This window comes from Porphyromonas sp. C0041D3, assembly GCF_056590575.1.
The window spans coordinates 33725-50590 of record NZ_JBWPWJ010000005.1; the positions used below are offsets into that span (position 1 = coordinate 33725).

Sequence of the window (16866 nt, forward strand, 5' to 3'; positions counted from 1 at the left end):
CTTATATGAGACGCCCATTCCCACTCCTCCTACTCCTCCTGCTGACAGCACTCGCCCTACCTCAGGCCTATGGTCAGAGCAATGGTGAGGAGCCCGACCTAGGACGTCTGCCGGAGAGCTTCGATATGGCTCTCGACTCGCTCCTCAACTCTCGGTACAAGGAATACTACTCCCTCAGCAAGCCACACCGACAGGCGAGCAAGCGAGAGCTGGAGGGTAAGGACCAGCTCTACCGCGACCGGCTGGCACGGATGGAGAGCGCCATACCGCTCACCTACAATCCCGCTGTGCGGGAGGCGATCGACCTCTATGTCAATCGCCGGAGCAACCTTATGAGCCTGATGCTAAGTCGGGCCACCTACTACTTCCCTATCATCGAGGAGGAGCTCGACAGACAGGGGCTGCCCCTCGAGCTGAAGTACCTCGCCATCGTTGAGAGTGCACTCAATCCCACCGCCGTCTCCCGGATGGGAGCGACAGGCTTCTGGCAATTTATGCTCCGCACCGGCAAGATCTACGGTCTCACGATCAACTCGGTGATCGATGAGCGGATGGATCCCCGCAAGTCCACCCGCGCCATGTGCGAGTACTTCAAGGACATGTACGCCCTCTACGGCGACTGGATGCTCGCCATAGCGGCCTACAATTGTGGTCCCGGCAATATCAATAAGGCGATCCGCCGCTCAGGGGGGAAGAGAGACTTCTGGGAGATCTTTCCCTACCTCCCCCGCGAGACCCGCTCCTACGTCCCCTTCTTCATCGCTGCCTTCTACAGCATGGAGTACTACCGGGAGCACGACATACGACCCTCAGCGATCCACATACCGCTCGCCACAGACACAGTCCACCTCGCCCGTCGCTGCACCACGAGAGAGCTGGCGGAGATCACCAGCGTCTCCCTCGATACCATCGAGCTGCTCAATCCTATGTACAAGAAGGGGATCATCCCCGGCAACCAGCAATCGCAGGTGATCGTGCTGCCGGCGCAGGCAGCGATCGACTTTGACTCCAAGAGGGAGAAGTACTTCGCCACTCACCACGAGAGCGAGGCGAGGGAGGAGGACAGCACGTCCGACTCTGATGACATTGACGAGCAGCAGACTGCCGACAGTGAGCGAGAGGTGACCTACCGCGTCCGCCGAGGCGACTCTCTCGGCTCCATAGCCCGCCGCTTCCACGTCACCACAGCTCAGATCAAGCAGTGGAATGGATTGAGGTCAAATACGATCCACCCCGGGCAGCGGTTAGTGATCCGGACAGGCGACAAAGCCTCAGTCTCCGCAGCCAAGTCCGGCACGACGAGCAAGAAAAAGGGCAGCACCCAGCAGCATAATGCCCGCTACTACACCGTGAAGAGAGGCGACACCCTCTCCGGGATCGCCTCGAAGTACAAGGGCGTCACCGTCACCAAGATCAAGCGAGCCAATAACCTCCGCTCCAATAACATCCGTCCCGGGCAGCGCCTCCTGATCCCGTAAGTCCCCGTCTGCCATCTGAGAGGGCTATAGTACGAGGCCTCGTGGAGCAGGTCGTCACCTACGAGATACGCCCTATGGAGCATCCCGTGGCCCTCTTCCTCCACTTCAGATCTTATAAAAGAGGTCAAGCGGACCACTTAAGTCGGACACTTTGGGTATATTTGTGGTCGGTAAAGAAAGATTTTTAGTACTAATCCTATAGAATAATGAGAAGAATGGAAATTCAGAACGTACATGGTCGCGAGATCCTCGACTCTCGCGGCAACCCCACCGTAGAGGTAGAGGTAGAGCTGGAGTATGGCATCATCGGTCGCGCTTGCGTCCCCAGTGGTGCCTCCACGGGTGAGAACGAGGCTCTCGAGCTCCGCGATTGCGACAAGAAGCGCTACTGCGGCAAGGGCGTCCTCAAGGCTGTGGAGAATGTCAATACTAAGATCGCTCCCGAGCTGATCGGTATGGACGTCCTCGACCAGCGTGGCATTGACCAGAAGATGCTCGAGCTCGACGGCACCAAGACGAAGTCCAAGCTCGGAGCCAACGCCATCCTCGGCGTCTCCCTCGCCTGCGCCCGTGCTGCCGCCACCGCACTCGACCTGCCCCTCTATCGCTATATCGGCGGCACCAATACGTACGTCCTCCCGGTACCGATGATGAATATCATCAATGGTGGCGCTCACTCCGATGCGCCCATCGCCTTCCAGGAGTTTATGATCCGCCCCGTGGGTGCTGAGACCTTCCGTGAGGGTCTCCGTATGGGTGCTGAGGTCTTCCACGCTCTCGCCAAGCTACTCAAGAAGCGTGGCCTCTCCACCGCTGTCGGTGACGAGGGTGGCTTCGCCCCCAAGCTCGATGGCATCGAGGACGCCCTCGACTCCATCATCCAGGCTGTCAAGGACGCCGGCTACGAGCCCGGTAAGGACGTGCGCATCGCTATGGACTGCGCCGCATCTGAGTTTGCTGTACAGGAGGATGGCAAGTGGTACTACGACTACCGCCAGCTCAAGACCGGTATGCCCAAGGATCCCAATGGCAAGAAGCTGACCGCTGAGGAGCAGATCGACTACCTCGAGCAGCTCATCGCTAAGTACCCCATCGACTCCATCGAGGATGGTCTGGATGAGAACGACTGGGAGAATTGGGTGAAGCTCACCGACCGCATCGGTGACCGCTGCCAGCTCGTCGGCGACGACCTCTTCGTCACCAACGTCGACTACCTCAAGAAGGGCATCGAGATGGGCGCTGCCAACTCGATCCTCATCAAGGTCAATCAGATCGGTACCCTCACCGAGACCCTCGACGCCATCGAGATGGCTCACCGCGCCGGCTACACCAGCGTCACCAGCCACCGCTCCGGTGAGACTGAGGACACCACCATCGCCGACATCGCTGTGGCCACCAATAGCGGCCAGATCAAGACCGGCTCTCTCAGCCGCACCGACCGCATCGCCAAGTACAATCAGCTGCTCCGCATCGAGGAGGAGCTGGGTGACAAGGCTCAGTACGGCTACTGCCGCGTAAGCCGCAAGAAGTAATCTCTCCCTCGAGAGAGAGCCCACAGAGAGGGGGCGACAGGTCACTACTGACTTGTCGCCCCCTCTTTTTTCCCCAAAAAAAAGATCGTCAGGCACCAAAGGAAAGGCGCCCCGGGGGATCTAAGTCCGCCGGGGCGCCATAGGTTTGGATGAAGTGGAAGTGGATTACTTCAGGATCCCGAGGTCGTGGCCAATCTTATCGAAGGCAGCGATGCAGCGGTCGATCTGCTCGTGGGTGTGAGCAGCAGAGAGCTGTACGCGGATGCGTGCCTTGTCCTTCGGTACCACCGGATAGCTGAAGCCAGTGACGAAGATGCCCTCCTCCTGCATGCGGGCAGCAAACTCAGCAGCCTTGGCAGCGTCGTAGATCATCACAGCGACGATGGCGCTCTGTGTGGGGAGCAGGTCGAAGCCGAGCTTCTTGATCTTCTCCTGGAAGTAGGCGACATTGTCCATCAGACGGTCGTGGAGCTCCGTTGACTCCTCGAGGATGCGGAAGGTCTCGATGCCGGCACCGACGAGAGATGGGGGGAGAGAGTTGGAGAAGAGGTAGGGACGTGAGGTCTGGCGGAGGAGCTCGATGATCTCCTTCTTACCGGTGGTGAAGCCACCGACAGCACCACCAAAGGCCTTGCCGAGGGTACCGGTGATGATCTCCACCTTACCACGCACGCCATACTGCTCGGTGACACCGCGACCGGTCTTGCCGACGACACCGGCAGAGTGGCTCTCGTCGACCATCACCATAGCGTCATACTTCTCAGCCAGCTCGCAGATCTTATCGAGCGGAGCGACGTTGCCGTCCATAGAGAAGACACCATCCGTGGCGATGACGCGGAAGCGCTGAGCCTGAGCCTCCTTGAGCTTCGCCTCCAGGTCGGCCATATCGCCATTGAGGTAGCGGTAGCGCTGTGCCTTGCAGAGACGGACACCATCGATGATGGAGGCGTGATTGAGCTGATCGGAGATGATCGCATCCTCCTCGGTGAGGAGGGAGCCGAAGAGACCGCCATTGGCATCAAAGCAGGCAGCGTAGAGGATCGTGTCCTCGGTGCCGAAGTAGCGAGAGATAGCCTTCTCCAGCTCCAGGTGTACATCCTGCGTACCGCAGATGAAGCGGACAGAGGACATACCGAAGCCACGGCGGGCCATCATCTTCTCTGCGGCATCGATCAGGCGCTGATCGTCAGCGAGACCGAGGTAGTTATTGGCGCAGAAGTTGAGTGCATGGATCTCCTTGCCATTCTGATCCACGGTGATGGCAGAGCTCTGCTTGCTGGTGATGAGGCGCTCACGCTTGTAAGTGCCGGCATCCTTGATCGCCTGGAGAGTCTCCTCGAGGTGCTTCTTATACTTGTCGTACATAGATTGTGATTGTGTATAGAGATGATTAAAAGTGTCTTCTACTGAGGATTCGCTTTTTGAGTACCCCAAAGATACCATTTTTTACTCGTCTTGACTGCCTCTCAAGAGCCGGTGTGAGAGTATGGAGAAAAGGGATCATCCGCCCATCCCTAATGCGCCTGCCCCATGACGAAAAACAGGCGCTTGTCTAATACCGATATTAGGTGATTCTAATACCGATATTAGGAAAGTCTAATACCGATATTAGAGTTACCTAATATCGGTATTAGACTTTTCCCTTAGGACTGGGCTCCGACCTTTCATCCTCTGAGCAAAAGAAAAGGGTCCCCACAGCCGGTGCGACTGTGGGGACCCTTTTGATTCTCTATTAGGGAAAGGCGATGGCCTTACTTCATCTTGCCGGTGACGATGGCGACGGTATCGCGTGCGATGACCAGCTCCTCGTTGGTCGGCACGACGATCACCTTGACCTTACTGTCGGGGGCAGAGATGACGGTCTCGGTACCGTGGACCTTGGCATTGAGCTCCTTGTCGAGCTTGATGCCACAAAACTCCATATCGGAGCAGACGGTCTCACGGGTGATGGCCTGATTCTCTCCCACACCGCCGGTGAAGATGATCGCATCGGCACCACCGAGCTCAGCGAGGTAGGCTCCGACGTACTTCTTGATCCGCTGATCGTACATAGAGAGGGCGAGGATGCAGTCCTTGTCGCCTGCAGCCACACCAGCCTCGATGTCGCGCATGTCGCTGGACTTGCCGGTGACGCCGAGGACGCCAGACTCCTTATTGAGCAGGTGGTCCATCTGATCGGGAGTGAGTCCCTCCTTCTTCATGATATAGAGGACTGCAGCCGGGTCGATGTCGCCTGAGCGGGTACCCATCATCAGTCCCTCCAGCGGGGTGAGCCCCATCGTGGTATCGATGCACTTGCCATCCTTGACAGCGCAGATAGAGCCTCCGTTGCCGATGTGGCAGGAGATGAGGCGATTGTGATCGGGGTCAAGCCCGAGGATCTCGCAGGTGCGGTGGCTGACATAGCGGTGGCTGGTGCCGTGGAAGCCGTAGCGACGGATCTGATACTCGTCGTAGAAGCGGCGAGGGATGGCGTACATGTAGGACTTCGCCGGCATCGTCTGATGGAAGGAGGTGTCGAAGACGACCACCTGGGGAGCCTTGGGCAGGACCTGTGAGACAGCGTCGATACCCTTGAGGTTGGCGGGGTTGTGCAGTGGCCCGAGGGGGATGCACCTCTTGATCCCCTCAATCACCTCGGGGGTAACGAGACAGCTCTTCGTGAAGACGGAGCCACCGTGCAGGACGCGGTGACCGACAGCGCCGATCTCATCAAGGCTGGAGATGCAGTGGTACTGCGGGTCGGTGAGCTGCTTGAGGATCAGCTCCACCGCCTGGGTGTGATCGCGGAAGTACTGCTCGATGGTATTGGACTTGCCGTCCGGGGTCTTGACCTTGAGGAACGACTCCTTGTCGCCGATGCGCTCAGCATTCCCCTTGATCATCACCTGCTCCGACTCGGTGTCGATGAGCTGAAACTTGGCAGACGAGCTGCCGCAATTGAGGACTAAAACCTTCATATCCTGATATTACTTCTGAGACTTACGATGAGCAGCCTGGAGGGCGGTGACAGCAGCGAGGTAGTAGATGTCCATGGGGGAGCAGCCGCGGGAGAGGTCGTTGACAGCACCGTCAAGACCCTGCAGGATCGGGCCGATGGCGGTGGCACCACCGATACGCTGTGCGATCTTGTAGGCGATGTTGCCCACCTGGAGGTCGGGGAAGACGAGGACATTGGCGTGACCGGCCACCTCGCTACCGGGAGCCTTGAGCTCAGCGACAGTGGGATCGAGGGCGGCATCGATCTGGAGCTCGCCATCGATCTTCAGCTCGGGAGCGATCTCGCGGGTGTACTCCATAGCCTCGACCATGAGGTCGACCTTCTCATCCTTGGCACTGCCCTTGGTGGAGAAGGAGGTGAAGGCGATCTTGGGATCCATACCGAGGACAGACTGTGCGGTCTCGGCGGAGGAGATGGCGATCTGAGCGAGCTGCTCCTTATTCGGTGAGATCATGACGCCGCAGTCGGCAAAGACGAAGAGGCCGTCGGAGCCGTACTTGGGCGTGATCTGGTCATTCATTTGGATGATGAAGCTACCGCTCACAGCCTTGACTCCGGGAGCGGTGCGGAGGATCTGCAGGGCGGGGCGGATGGTGTCGCCGGTGGAGTGGATCGCACCGGATACCTCTCCGTCGGCGTCGCCACTCTTGATCATAAGGCAGCCGAGGAAGAGCGGGTCCTCAGCCTTGGCGAGTGCCTGCTCGGGCGTCATGCCCTTATGCTTGCGGAGATCGTAGAGGAGGTCTGCGTACTCCTGCTTCTTGGGGTTGCTCTTGGGACAAACGATCTGAGCCTCATGGATGTGCTCCAGCCCGAGCTCCTCGGACTTCCTCCGGATCACTTCCGGGTCGCCGATCAGGATAGGCGTGAGGATCTTGTCCCGAAGGAGCATATCGACGCCCTTAAGCGTCCGCTCCTCCTCGCCCTCTGGGAAGACGATCGACATGACATTTTTCTTTGCCTTCTCGGCAATAGACTCCAGTAGTTTCATAGGATATGATGAACGTATTGATTGTAATGATTTTTTCTCTCTCGCTGGGCAAAAGTAACCATTTTTTACCACTTTGGGGTGGGTCGGAGGAGAGCGACAAATCGGGTGTCGGGGAGGATCGGGGTGAGCAGCGTGGGGGCGTACGTGTGGAGTGACCCGGTGAGGTAGAGGGGGAGGTCGGTAAGACCCTGCGGGGAGGTGATCTCGTAGAGGAGGGTCAGTCCGGTCGGCTCGGCATACCGCCGCGACAACTCGAGGGCGACGTGCCCCATCGTCCGCCGGAGATTGATCTCCACAGAGGGGGCGAGCCGTAGGTGGTCGCCATCCCTCCATACCACAGTGTCGATACCGAAGGGACCGGTGTAGCCGTGGAAGTCGTAGCCTCGCAGTCGCTCCAGCAGGTGTGCCACATACTCCTCGTGCGTGGGCGTGGTAGGCTGACGGCGGAGTTGCTCCAGCACCACCGCTTGAGGAGCAACGAGACTGGCGCCATAGCGACCCTGACCGGTGGTGAAGAGATGGACACCCACGTACTCGATCCCGCCATCGGGGTGGCGGACAAACTCGTACCCTCGGTCTGCCACCCGATCGAGCCACGGCTCCAGGTAGAGCTCCTGATGCCTCCGGAGCACCTCCCGAAGCTCCGGTATGGACTTAGGGAAGAAGACCCCACGACCGGAGCTGCTGAAGTCGAGCTTGGCGACCCAGCGTCCCTCCTTGGGCACTTCGCTCTCCTCCGAGATGCGTCGAGGCGGCATCATAGGACCGAAGAGCGACGGCTCGTACAGTTTTTTCCACAACTCCAGTGACCGCTCCCGACTCGCGAGCCGGCGCATCACTTCCGGTTCATACCCGATCCCCGGCACTTCCGGTGCCGCCCCCCACGGCACGATCCGGTCGCCCGTCTCCGCCCGGCTGACCATTTGCTCCGTCCGCAGCTCCGTAGGGAGGTCCTGCGGCACCAGCACCCCCTCACCCTCCGCAGCGTAGTAGATCGGCAGGGTGGCGAGGTCATGCCGCAGCTGCCGGACCGGCTTCGTCGGCGTGTAGTGAGCCTGCCGCCGCTTTGCGGAGAGCTCGTACCCGGGATTGAAGTAGTGGAGGATCATAAAAGATATGGTAAGAGCACCCGCACCTCGCATAAAGACGAGCGAGGTGCGGATGCTCTCAACTACTCCTTAGTCTACGTATTGAAAAGCAGTCCCCAAACCGGACAAATATTATCAATGAAAAGATAGGAGAAGATCACAATCCAGAGATAGATCTCCCTTCGACGCGCAGATACATAAGGAGGATTTTGGTATGTGTCTTTCTTTTTCTCTAGCTCGATCAAGTTAGAGATGTACAGGACAAGTCCCAAAAGACCAATAACCAGAGGAAATAAAGGTCGCCAATTCATAAAACACTTATAACAATAAGGTTACTCTATCATTCAATTAGCAAAGTCATATACCGGTATACCCGCCAAACACAGGGAAAATCCTGTCACGCCCATCTGCGGTATCTGTAAAGGTGATGCCCGTCCCTCACAAGCTCTTGGTCAGGTGTCAGTGCGTCCAGCGACGGAGCTTTCACCCCCTCACCGAGCGTCACATCCGGCACCTGCTCCACGTAGATCTCATCCCAAAGGTCCGCCTCCAGGAACGCCCTCAGCGTCTCTGCCCCACCCTCGACGAGCAGCGAGGTGACACTCTCCATCAGGAGGTAGGACATACTCTCCGGCGAGACGCTGCGGAGGAGCTCCCAGCCGGGATCCAGGTCAACCTCCTGCGAGGAGAGGAGAAAGCGCTTCGGCGAGTAGGGCGAGAGCGGCCAGTAGCGATTGGTGAGCGACGGCCGGTCCAGCTCAAGGGTCCTCCTCCCGACCACAATCCCACTACAGCAGCTCCGGAGCCGATGAACCAGCATACGCGTATGAGGGGTGGAGAAGGCGACCGGGCGCTCCTCCGGGCTTTGCCGCAGCCGATCGAGGAAGTGATCGGCCGACTCCGCCCACTTCAGTATGATATATGGCCTTCCCTGCTCCTGATTGGTGAGGAAAACTCTCGCCACCTGCCGGCACTGCTCCTCGAGACAGCCGGTGGAGACCTCAATGCCGGACTGGCGCAGGAGGCTGATCCCCCGTCCGGAGACGAGTGGATTGGGATCAAGGCAGCCGACGACCACCCGCCGGATGCCTCTTGAGATCAGCATACGGGCGCAGGAGGGGGTTCGTCCCTGATGAGAGCAGGGCTCGAGAGTGACGTAGAGTGTGCTGTCGGGGATCTTCGACTCGTCCTCGGGGGCGACAGAGCCGAGACAATTCACCTCCGCATGCCCCTCTCCACACCGCTGATGATACCCCTCACCGATGACCCTATCCTGCCAGACCAGCACCGCACCGACCCGGGGATTGGGGCAGACAGCCTGCAGCTCTGCACGGCGAGCGAGATCGATGGCTCGCCACATATATCTCTCGTCACTCATCATTTCATTAGGGAAAATGCTTGTATATTTGCTACAGATGGATATCCAGTCGCATAGTCGCCATATCGCAGACCGCCTCGCGAGCTACTACACCGACCGACGCGAGGCGATCGGTCTCTCCCGTCGTCTCCTCGAGGAGGTGACGGGGAGGGGCTACCCTGAGATGATCCTCTCCGACTACAAACTTACGAAAAAGGAGACCGAGACCCTCACGGACTACACCGATCGGCTCATAGAGCACGAGCCGCTGCAGTACATTCTCGGTCGTGCCGACTTCGGGGAGCTGACCCTGGCGACCGCCCCCGGAGTACTGATCCCACGGCCCGAGACAGCCACCCTCTGCGACCTCATCGACCGACGAGGCTGGCTCGTAGGTAATGAGCGGGTGGCAGACCTCGGCACCGGCACCGGTGCCATCGCCCTTCTCCTTGCCCACCGCCACCCTGGGATCCGTGTCACCGCCATAGACGTCAGCCCGGATGCCGTCCGACTGGCACAGCAAAATGCGGAGACCACCGGGCTCTCGGACCGGGTGACGATCCTCCGGGCCGACCTGCTCATCAACACCTTTGCCCTTCCCCACCCTGTGGATCTCGTGGTGAGCAACCCACCTTACATCCTCGAGCGGGAGCGTCAGGAGATGGCACCACACGTAACGGAGCGGGAGCCGGCGGAGGCACTCTTCGTCCCGGACGATGAGCCGGCACTCTTCTACGAAGCGATCCTCACTCGCTGCCCCGCCCCTCGGTACGCTCTGGAGAGCAATCCTCTTGCCGCCGTGCGCCTTGAGGAGCTTTTCCACAGAAGGGAGTACGAGGTCACCTTTGGCTACGGCTACAGGAGGGAGAGGCGATTCTTATTTGCAGAGAAGGGATGATCGACGAGAAGGAGCGGAAGCGACTGCTGACCAAGGCGGGTTCCTACTGCGCCAAGGCGGAGCGGTCGGCGAAGGAGGTGACCGACAAGCTCTACAAATGGTCTCTCGAGCCCATCTCCGCAGAGGAGGTGGAGCAGATACTGGAGTGGCTGAGGTCACAGCACTTCATCGATGAGGAGCGGTATGTGAGGCACTTCGTGGCGGATAAGACGGAGCTCCTCGGCAAGGGACCCTTTATGCTAAGGCGAGAGCTTCGGGGCAAGGGGGTCTCCGATGAGGCGATCGAGCGTGAGCTGGCGACGATCCCTGACGCCAAGTGGATCGAGCTCCTCGAGCGCTACCTAGCGCCTAAGCTCGAGCGATACCGCAAGAAGTCTAAGTCCGCCTACGACCTCCGCGGACGGCTGATGACCGCAGCCTATGGTCGAGGCTACCCCTCCGAGATCACCGAAGAGGTGCTGCGGGAGATGGACCTCACGGTGGAGGGCGAGGATGAGGAGCGATGGTACGAGTAGCAGAGTGGCTCAGCGTGGCGGCGAGAGAGCTGGGTAGCACGCTCTTCCCTCACTACTGTCTCGTCTGTGGCGAGCGGCTATCCGCTGACCGACTGATGATCTGCCCCGCCTGTCTCGACCTCCTGCCCCGCTACCCGGGATCCGAGGCGCTCTACGATGCGGAGAAGCGGATCGAGGGACACGCCCCCTTCACCGAGTATCGGAGCGACCTCGGCTTTACGCACCACAACCCCGTGCGAGACCTCATCCATACGATCAAGTACGAAGGTCATCCCGAGCTGGGGGAGCGACTGGGGCGACTCTTCGCCCCGGAGCACCTCAGGGCGGGACACTTTGCTGACATAGGAGTGGCGGTACCGGTTCCCCTCACACCAAGTCGCCTCCGCCAGCGTGGCTACAACCAGTCGGCTTACATCGCCCGCGGACTGACGGATGTCCTCGGCATCCGCCTTGATGAGACGCTCCTCGCCAGACGCGACAGCGCCGGCACCCAGACCCACAGAGGGCGAGAGGCGCGGTGGGCATCGATGCGAGAGACTTTTTACGTCCCCGATCCCGACAAGGTCTCTCGCCGAAGGATCCTGATCATCGATGACGTGCTGACGACCGGTGCAACGCTCTCCGCCTGCGCGCTGGCGCTGATGGAGGCGGGCGCCGAGAGTGTCTCCTACTACACTCTCGCTTGTGGCGAAAGGACGATATGACGGACGAGCAGAAACTACCTGAGCTGGTGGAGGACTTCCGGCAGTACCTCACACTGGGACGAAACCTGAGCTCCAATACGATCCGGAGCTACACCTTTGACCTCAAGCACCTCTACGAGTACGCCGCTGACCGGCGACTGGAGGTGCTGCAGCTCACCTACCCCGACCTGGAGCACTTCCTTGCCTACCTCGCCGACCTGGGGCTCGACGCCCGGAGCATGGCACGGGTGGTGAGCGGGGTGAGATCCTTCTACCGGTACCTCTTTGCCGAGGAGATCATCCCCGCCAATCCGACCGACCTGCTGGAGGTACCGCGGATCGGACGGCGCCTTCCGGAGGTGCTGACGGTGGAGGAGATCGACCGGCTGATCGACAGCATCGACCTGAATACGGCTCACGGCGTACGCAATGCCGCTATGCTGGAGCTACTCTACAGCTGCGGGCTGCGGGTCAGCGAGTGCTGCGAGCTAAAGTACGAGCACATCTTCCTCGAGCACAAGTACCTCCGCGTGATGGGGAAGGGGAGCAAGGAGCGGCTCATACCGATGTCCGACACGGCGGTGGCGCGGATCGAGGACTACATCCCGATCCGGCAGGAGATCCGGGAGAAATCGGGCTGCCGAGACTACCTCTTCCTGAGCCGTCTCGGGCGACCGCTCTCGCGGCAGATGGTATTTATGGTGATCAAGGAGCTGGCTAAGGAGGCCGGCATCCGGAAGCCCATCTCCCCGCACACCCTACGCCACTCCTTTGCCACCCACCTGCTGGAGGGCGGCGCCTCCCTCTCCGCCATCCGGGATATGCTCGGGCATGCCGACATCGCCACGACGGAGATCTACACCCACGTCGAGCTGACCGGACTCCGCGACGAGATCCTCACCCACCATCCCCGCAATAAGTAGCCAAGTCCGGATCCGGATTATTGCTGTCCGATAAAGCGTGATCCTCATCCGTACCCCCCTACTCACAGCCACTCGGGCAGTCAAGTCTGAAAGGGGAAGAGGAGCTGTACATCTATAGAACAGTACAGCTCCTCTCCATAGACCGGTCAGCGCAGGTTACTCCGCCGGACCGGACAGATAATAATGTGTGATGTGACTACCGCTTATAGCGCCCCTCTCGGAGATCCTGAAGAGTGGGATTGTACCCACACTTGGTGACCGTCCAGCCATTATCTGGGATCACGCCACTCTCCACTGCAGTCCTGACCCCGGTGTAGTCGGTTAACTGACTAAAGCCGGAAATCGTGATTTTCCCAACGTGCGTGAGGGAGGAGAGGTCGGGGAGAGCAGTCATAGCATAATTGGGAAACGAATTGTACCCCAGTGCGAAAGTCTGGACCTCAGAGAGCACTGGGAGGAGAATCTCCTTAAGTCCGCCCGACCAGAGCGTGAGGGACTCTGCCTTCCTCAGCTTCGGTAGACTGACAGACACCATCGCATCACCACCAATGACAGAGAGCTTACCCACCTCCTCAAGTGAGGGCGCGGAAAAGGGACCATAGTTATTGGAAGCGAGGGAGATCTCGCCTGTGACTACCTTAAGTGAGGCAGGGAGGCTGATTGCACTGGTGAGCTGGAAGGGATTGTCAAAGATAATCTTCTTGCATCGCTCCAGCCCCTTGATGACCGGAATGGAGGTCTTACCGGACTGGGCGTAGGTGAGCTGCTCGATCTCGCTCGGGAGGAGGATGGTGCACTCATCTGTGCAACCAACGACTTTCACATTTTTCACTCCCTTAAGTGGTGAGAGATCAAGGGTGAGCCCCTTGCCCTCGTCTACGGGCATTAAGACCACCTCTGTCACACGACTAAGCTCAGGGAGTGACTCTTTACTGAAGAAGGGGAGAGAGATACTACTCCTGACCTCCTCCAGTGCAGGCAGACTATAGGATCGGAGTGTGGCTGGCAGCACCAAGTTCCCTACGACCCGCAGCGAGGGAAGAGAGAGCTCCTCCATAGCAACGAAACTCATCAGACTCAAACGATCTGTCACCTCTGTCAGCTTAGGTAAGGTGATGGATCGGATCAGCTCGTTGTGGCGGGACGGAGAGGAGGAGTAGGAGGCGTACAGTAAGCTTCCCGCCCGGGTGAGTTCCGGTAGCTCAAGGGAGGTGAGACCGGGCAGTCCCCCAAGACTCAGCTCACCTCCGACAGTAGTAAGAGAGGAGAAATCAACCTGAGTCACCTTTTGGAAACCCTCTATAGCGAGGTCACCCTCGCAAGTCTTTAGCTTGGGGAGACTGAGGGAGGTGATGGGTCCCGGCTCCTCCTGACCATAGGCCGGCTCGTCCTCAAGGTAGAGGCTACCCACCCTCTCGAGGCTAGACAGGTCCAGGATCGCCGAGCGACATGTGCTGAGACTCAGCATCTCCGCCTCAACCAGCGATCCAAGCTTGATAGCACTCACAGAGTCGGCCTCAAGTAGCAGAGCCCCCAGGCTGTGTAGCTCCGGCAGGTCAATGATGCGCAGACTATCTGAGCGGATCTTACCACCATAGCCGGTAGACTTAATGTCCCCACCGACATACTTAAGCGAGGGAAGTCTGACAGCCCTCACCCGGTTGATACGATCTGTCTCAAAGACTATGTCCGTGACACGCTCCAAAGAGCTGAGCTCAAAGAGCTCCCCAACATAGCTGTCTCTGATGATGACGCTTCCTCTCACCTCGCGGAGACCTGCAAGAGGGGCAAGGCTTGTGACCTGTGAATTCTCCTCTGACGGACTATTCTTCTTGACCTTCTCACCGATGATCAGACTGCCATTGAGGATCTCTACTCCACGTGCGGCGAAGGCCTCCACCTCAGCATCAGACTTCAGGAGGACATCCTCGGTAGCCTCCTTAAAGAGAAGTGTGGGACGATAGGTGTAGGCTCGCTTTGCCCCGGAGTAAGAGGTGATCTCAAACTTTGTCTCCAGAGACCAGTCCTTTACTGTCTCCGGTCTGGGAGCAATGGTAGCATGCTCGCTGATGTGGTAGACCGGATTGAGACCGGACTGAAGCGAGCTCGGCGGGAGATCGATGCGGATCTCTTCACCTGAAATACGGGCTGTGTAGATCTCGCCATCAGCAGACTGAAGCGAGAAGTCCAATAGGTAGTCGTCACTTCCCGAGAATGGAGTGTCTCTCTCACATGCAGTGAGAAGGAGCAGCGATACAATCAGGGAGGCACAGAGACTTAGTGTATATCGTGCATTCATCTTATTCTTGTCTATATATGTGTATAGTGAGACGCATCATTACCTATTAGTGAACCGACCCGCCTTGAGATCATCAAGGGAGGGATTGTATCCACACTTGGATATAGAGAGGGAGGTGAGGGATCCGCTCTCTACTGCCCTCTTAAGGAAGCTGTAGTCTCTAAAGGCGCGGTACTTACTGATATGCACCCTCTGTACCTCCTTGAGGCTTGAAAGAGAGCTGAGATCCTCCATAGCGTCATTATGGACAGTGTAATAGATGCAGTCAAGCTTGAGCTCATCGACCCTCCGGAGCTTGGGCATATCCAAAGTCTTAAGGGTGACACTATTGGCTCCCACACCATCCGCCTCTGTCAGGAGGGGACAGGAGAGAGTGTGGACATCCGTCACGGGATGGAGGTCCTCCTGCTGGTAAAACTGAGTGATATAACTCAGGTATATATTGGCCCTCTTCCGGGTTTTGTCACCCTCAAGAGCATGGACGGTCGTGAGTGCCGGGAAGGAGACCTTCTCTACCATCGCAACGCTGACCTCAAGCTTCCGAGATATCGTCTCAATGCCGGGGAAGGAGAGTTCCTTAGTACTCTTTTTCGTCCAGTAATTATTGTAAGAGAATTCCCCCACATGCTTGAGTCCCGTGACTGCAGTAAATGCATCTGTCCCGGCATCCTCAACACTGCTGACGTAAGAGAAGCCCTTGAGGCGCACCACGTCCATCGACTCGGGGAGAGCTAAGGAGGTAAGGTGAGGGGCATCGGTGATCACGAGCTCCGTAATACCCGTATGGGAGAGATCAATCCCCTCGTGTCCCTGATAAGTATCTATCACAATACTCTTGACGGCCGTAAGAGCCTCAAGCGTCAATCCTAGATTGAAGAGATTGGAGACTTTCATAACACTCAGCTTCCCTCCGACCTTAGTCAAGGGTATATCTGACAGGCTCTTAAGACCAGCCTGGGAGATCAAGAAGTCCCCTGTCACCTCACTCAGCTTTGGGAGGGAGAGACGGACAAGCTGTGGCACATTGGACAGCTCCACATTCTCCGCCGTGACGAGAAGGGGTAGCGAGAGATCTGTCATCTTGGGCGAGGATATAGAGACAGAGCCCACCTCCTCAAGGGAGGGGAATGATACATTCTGTAGCGACTCAGAGGCCTTGATGGAAAGGGTCCCGGAGACACGCCCAAGACGACGCACCTTGAGATCAGAGAGCATGGGCGCTGTGGAGATAGTCAGATCCTTACTTACCGACTTAAGTACCGGCAGATTGACGAAGCTGAGGATAGGACAATTCATGACGATGAGGCTCCCGCTAGTGGAGAGACCGGGTAGTAGCAGCGAGCGCATCGACTTACTCTGCAACTTAAGTGTACCCTCGACTTGCTGCAGAAGAGGGAAGTGTACCTCCTCAAGGACGTCACTCTCAAGAGATATGTCCCGGTGTACCACCCGCAAGGATCTCAGATCAGCTTTCTTGAGCTCCTTGGCACTCCGTATGACGAGACTGCCGACCTCAGAGACATTTCGGAGCCCCGTGAGGTCTGTCCCCTTGAATGTAGGATTGATGACAATGCCTTGCTCCACCTTGGTCAGCGCTGTGAGCGGCGTAATGTCTGAGATGGAGTCCCGCCCTGTAGCAGCTCCAATGATCAGATTTCCTCTCACCACACCGGTGTGAGTTGCCCCAAAGACCCTCACCTCTGCATCGGTAGTGAGACGTACATCATACTGGGACGTGGGATGATCGGTGATCACTCTCAGGATATAGGAGCGTCCCTTGCCGGAGGCCGAGGTAACCCTGAAGACTTGATCCTCCCTCCAGTCGCGGACCCTCTCCGGAGCGGGGAAAATGGTCGCGTTCTCACTCAGTAGATACCTCGGCTTAGCGTCTGTGAGATCCACTCCGACCGGGATGGTGATCACCAGCTTGCTCTCGCCCTCAGTGTAAGCCGGATACTCCTCCCCCCCCAGAGTGAGGGCAAAGCTGAGTATGCGATTGTCTCCCTCAAAGTCCGGCATATCCTCTTTGCAACCGGACATGAGGAGCATAATGATTGTAAAAAGGAGGATCCCGCCACTTGTGATGAATCTATTTCTCATA

At 58.1% G+C, this 16866-nt stretch carries 13 protein-coding genes; 6 read left to right on the forward strand and 7 right to left on the reverse strand.

Annotated features, from left to right (window positions below; translation table 11 throughout):
* Positions 1-5: 5 nt before the first annotated feature.
* Together AC1EKE_RS04760 and eno are read left to right on the forward strand one after the other, a co-directional pair.
* Positions 6-1478 carry a lytic transglycosylase domain-containing protein gene (locus tag AC1EKE_RS04760; RefSeq protein ID WP_297128076.1) on the forward strand — a complete coding sequence of 491 codons (1473 nt, stop codon included), beginning with the start codon at positions 6-8 and terminating at the stop codon, positions 1476-1478.
* A 215-nt stretch (positions 1479-1693) separates the two neighbouring features.
* Positions 1694-3010, forward strand: coding sequence for a phosphopyruvate hydratase (eno, locus tag AC1EKE_RS04765; protein WP_480308573.1), 1317 nt, complete (start codon positions 1694-1696; stop codon positions 3008-3010).
* A 165-nt stretch (positions 3011-3175) separates the two neighbouring features.
* On the opposite strand, the gene kbl is transcribed toward eno, so the two are convergent.
* The 5 genes from kbl to ribD form a co-directional block, all read right to left on the reverse strand.
* Positions 3176-4375: a glycine C-acetyltransferase gene (kbl, locus tag AC1EKE_RS04770; RefSeq protein ID WP_070464715.1), complete on the reverse strand. Its 1200-nt coding sequence runs from the start codon at positions 4373-4375 to the stop codon at positions 3176-3178.
* Positions 4376-4761: 386 nt separating this feature from the next.
* On the reverse strand, positions 4762-5970 hold the full coding sequence (locus AC1EKE_RS04775) for an acetate/propionate family kinase (RefSeq protein WP_297128071.1): 1209 nt from the start codon (positions 5968-5970) through the stop codon (positions 4762-4764).
* A 9-nt stretch (positions 5971-5979) separates the two neighbouring features.
* The gene (gene pta / locus AC1EKE_RS04780; protein ID WP_070466721.1) at positions 5980-7002 is read right to left on the reverse strand and encodes a phosphate acetyltransferase; all 1023 of its coding nucleotides are present in this window, start codon (positions 7000-7002) and stop codon (positions 5980-5982) included.
* A gap of 65 nt (positions 7003-7067) precedes the next feature.
* Positions 7068-8111: a hypothetical protein gene (locus tag AC1EKE_RS04785; protein WP_480308477.1), complete on the reverse strand. Its 1044-nt coding sequence runs from the start codon at positions 8109-8111 to the stop codon at positions 7068-7070.
* A gap of 376 nt (positions 8112-8487) precedes the next feature.
* On the reverse strand, positions 8488-9468 hold the full coding sequence (ribD, locus tag AC1EKE_RS04790; RefSeq protein ID WP_297128065.1) for a bifunctional diaminohydroxyphosphoribosylaminopyrimidine deaminase/5-amino-6-(5-phosphoribosylamino)uracil reductase RibD: 981 nt from the start codon (positions 9466-9468) through the stop codon (positions 8488-8490).
* 16 nt (positions 9469-9484) lie between these two features.
* Here ribD and AC1EKE_RS04795 point away from each other — a divergent pair, with 16 nt between their 5' ends.
* From AC1EKE_RS04795 to xerD, 4 genes are read left to right on the forward strand one after another with little or no spacing between them, the layout of a single operon-like run.
* Positions 9485-10345 (forward strand): N5-glutamine methyltransferase family protein, encoded by an 861-nt coding sequence (locus AC1EKE_RS04795; RefSeq protein WP_480308478.1) that lies wholly within the window; start codon positions 9485-9487, stop codon positions 10343-10345.
* Positions 10342-10860 carry a regulatory protein RecX gene (locus AC1EKE_RS04800; RefSeq protein WP_297128060.1) on the forward strand — a complete coding sequence of 173 codons (519 nt, stop codon included), beginning with the start codon at positions 10342-10344 and terminating at the stop codon, positions 10858-10860. Before AC1EKE_RS04795 ends, AC1EKE_RS04800 begins: the two co-directional genes overlap by 4 nt.
* The gene (locus tag AC1EKE_RS04805) at positions 10848-11564 is read left to right on the forward strand and encodes a ComF family protein (protein WP_480308479.1); all 717 of its coding nucleotides are present in this window, start codon (positions 10848-10850) and stop codon (positions 11562-11564) included. The genes AC1EKE_RS04800 and AC1EKE_RS04805 overlap by 13 nt, the downstream gene beginning before the upstream one ends.
* Positions 11561-12466, forward strand: a complete 906-nt coding sequence (gene xerD / locus AC1EKE_RS04810) for a site-specific tyrosine recombinase XerD (protein WP_480308480.1) — start codon at positions 11561-11563, stop codon at positions 12464-12466. Before AC1EKE_RS04805 ends, xerD begins: the two co-directional genes overlap by 4 nt.
* 196 nt (positions 12467-12662) lie before the next feature.
* On the opposite strand, the gene AC1EKE_RS04815 is transcribed toward xerD, so the two are convergent.
* Both AC1EKE_RS04815 and AC1EKE_RS04820 read right to left on the reverse strand, forming a co-directional pair.
* Positions 12663-14765 carry a hypothetical protein gene (locus tag AC1EKE_RS04815; RefSeq protein WP_480308481.1) on the reverse strand — a complete coding sequence of 701 codons (2103 nt, stop codon included), beginning with the start codon at positions 14763-14765 and terminating at the stop codon, positions 12663-12665.
* A gap of 39 nt (positions 14766-14804) precedes the next feature.
* The gene (locus tag AC1EKE_RS04820; protein ID WP_480308483.1) at positions 14805-16865 is read right to left on the reverse strand and encodes a hypothetical protein; all 2061 of its coding nucleotides are present in this window, start codon (positions 16863-16865) and stop codon (positions 14805-14807) included.
* Position 16866 lies beyond the last annotated feature (1 nt).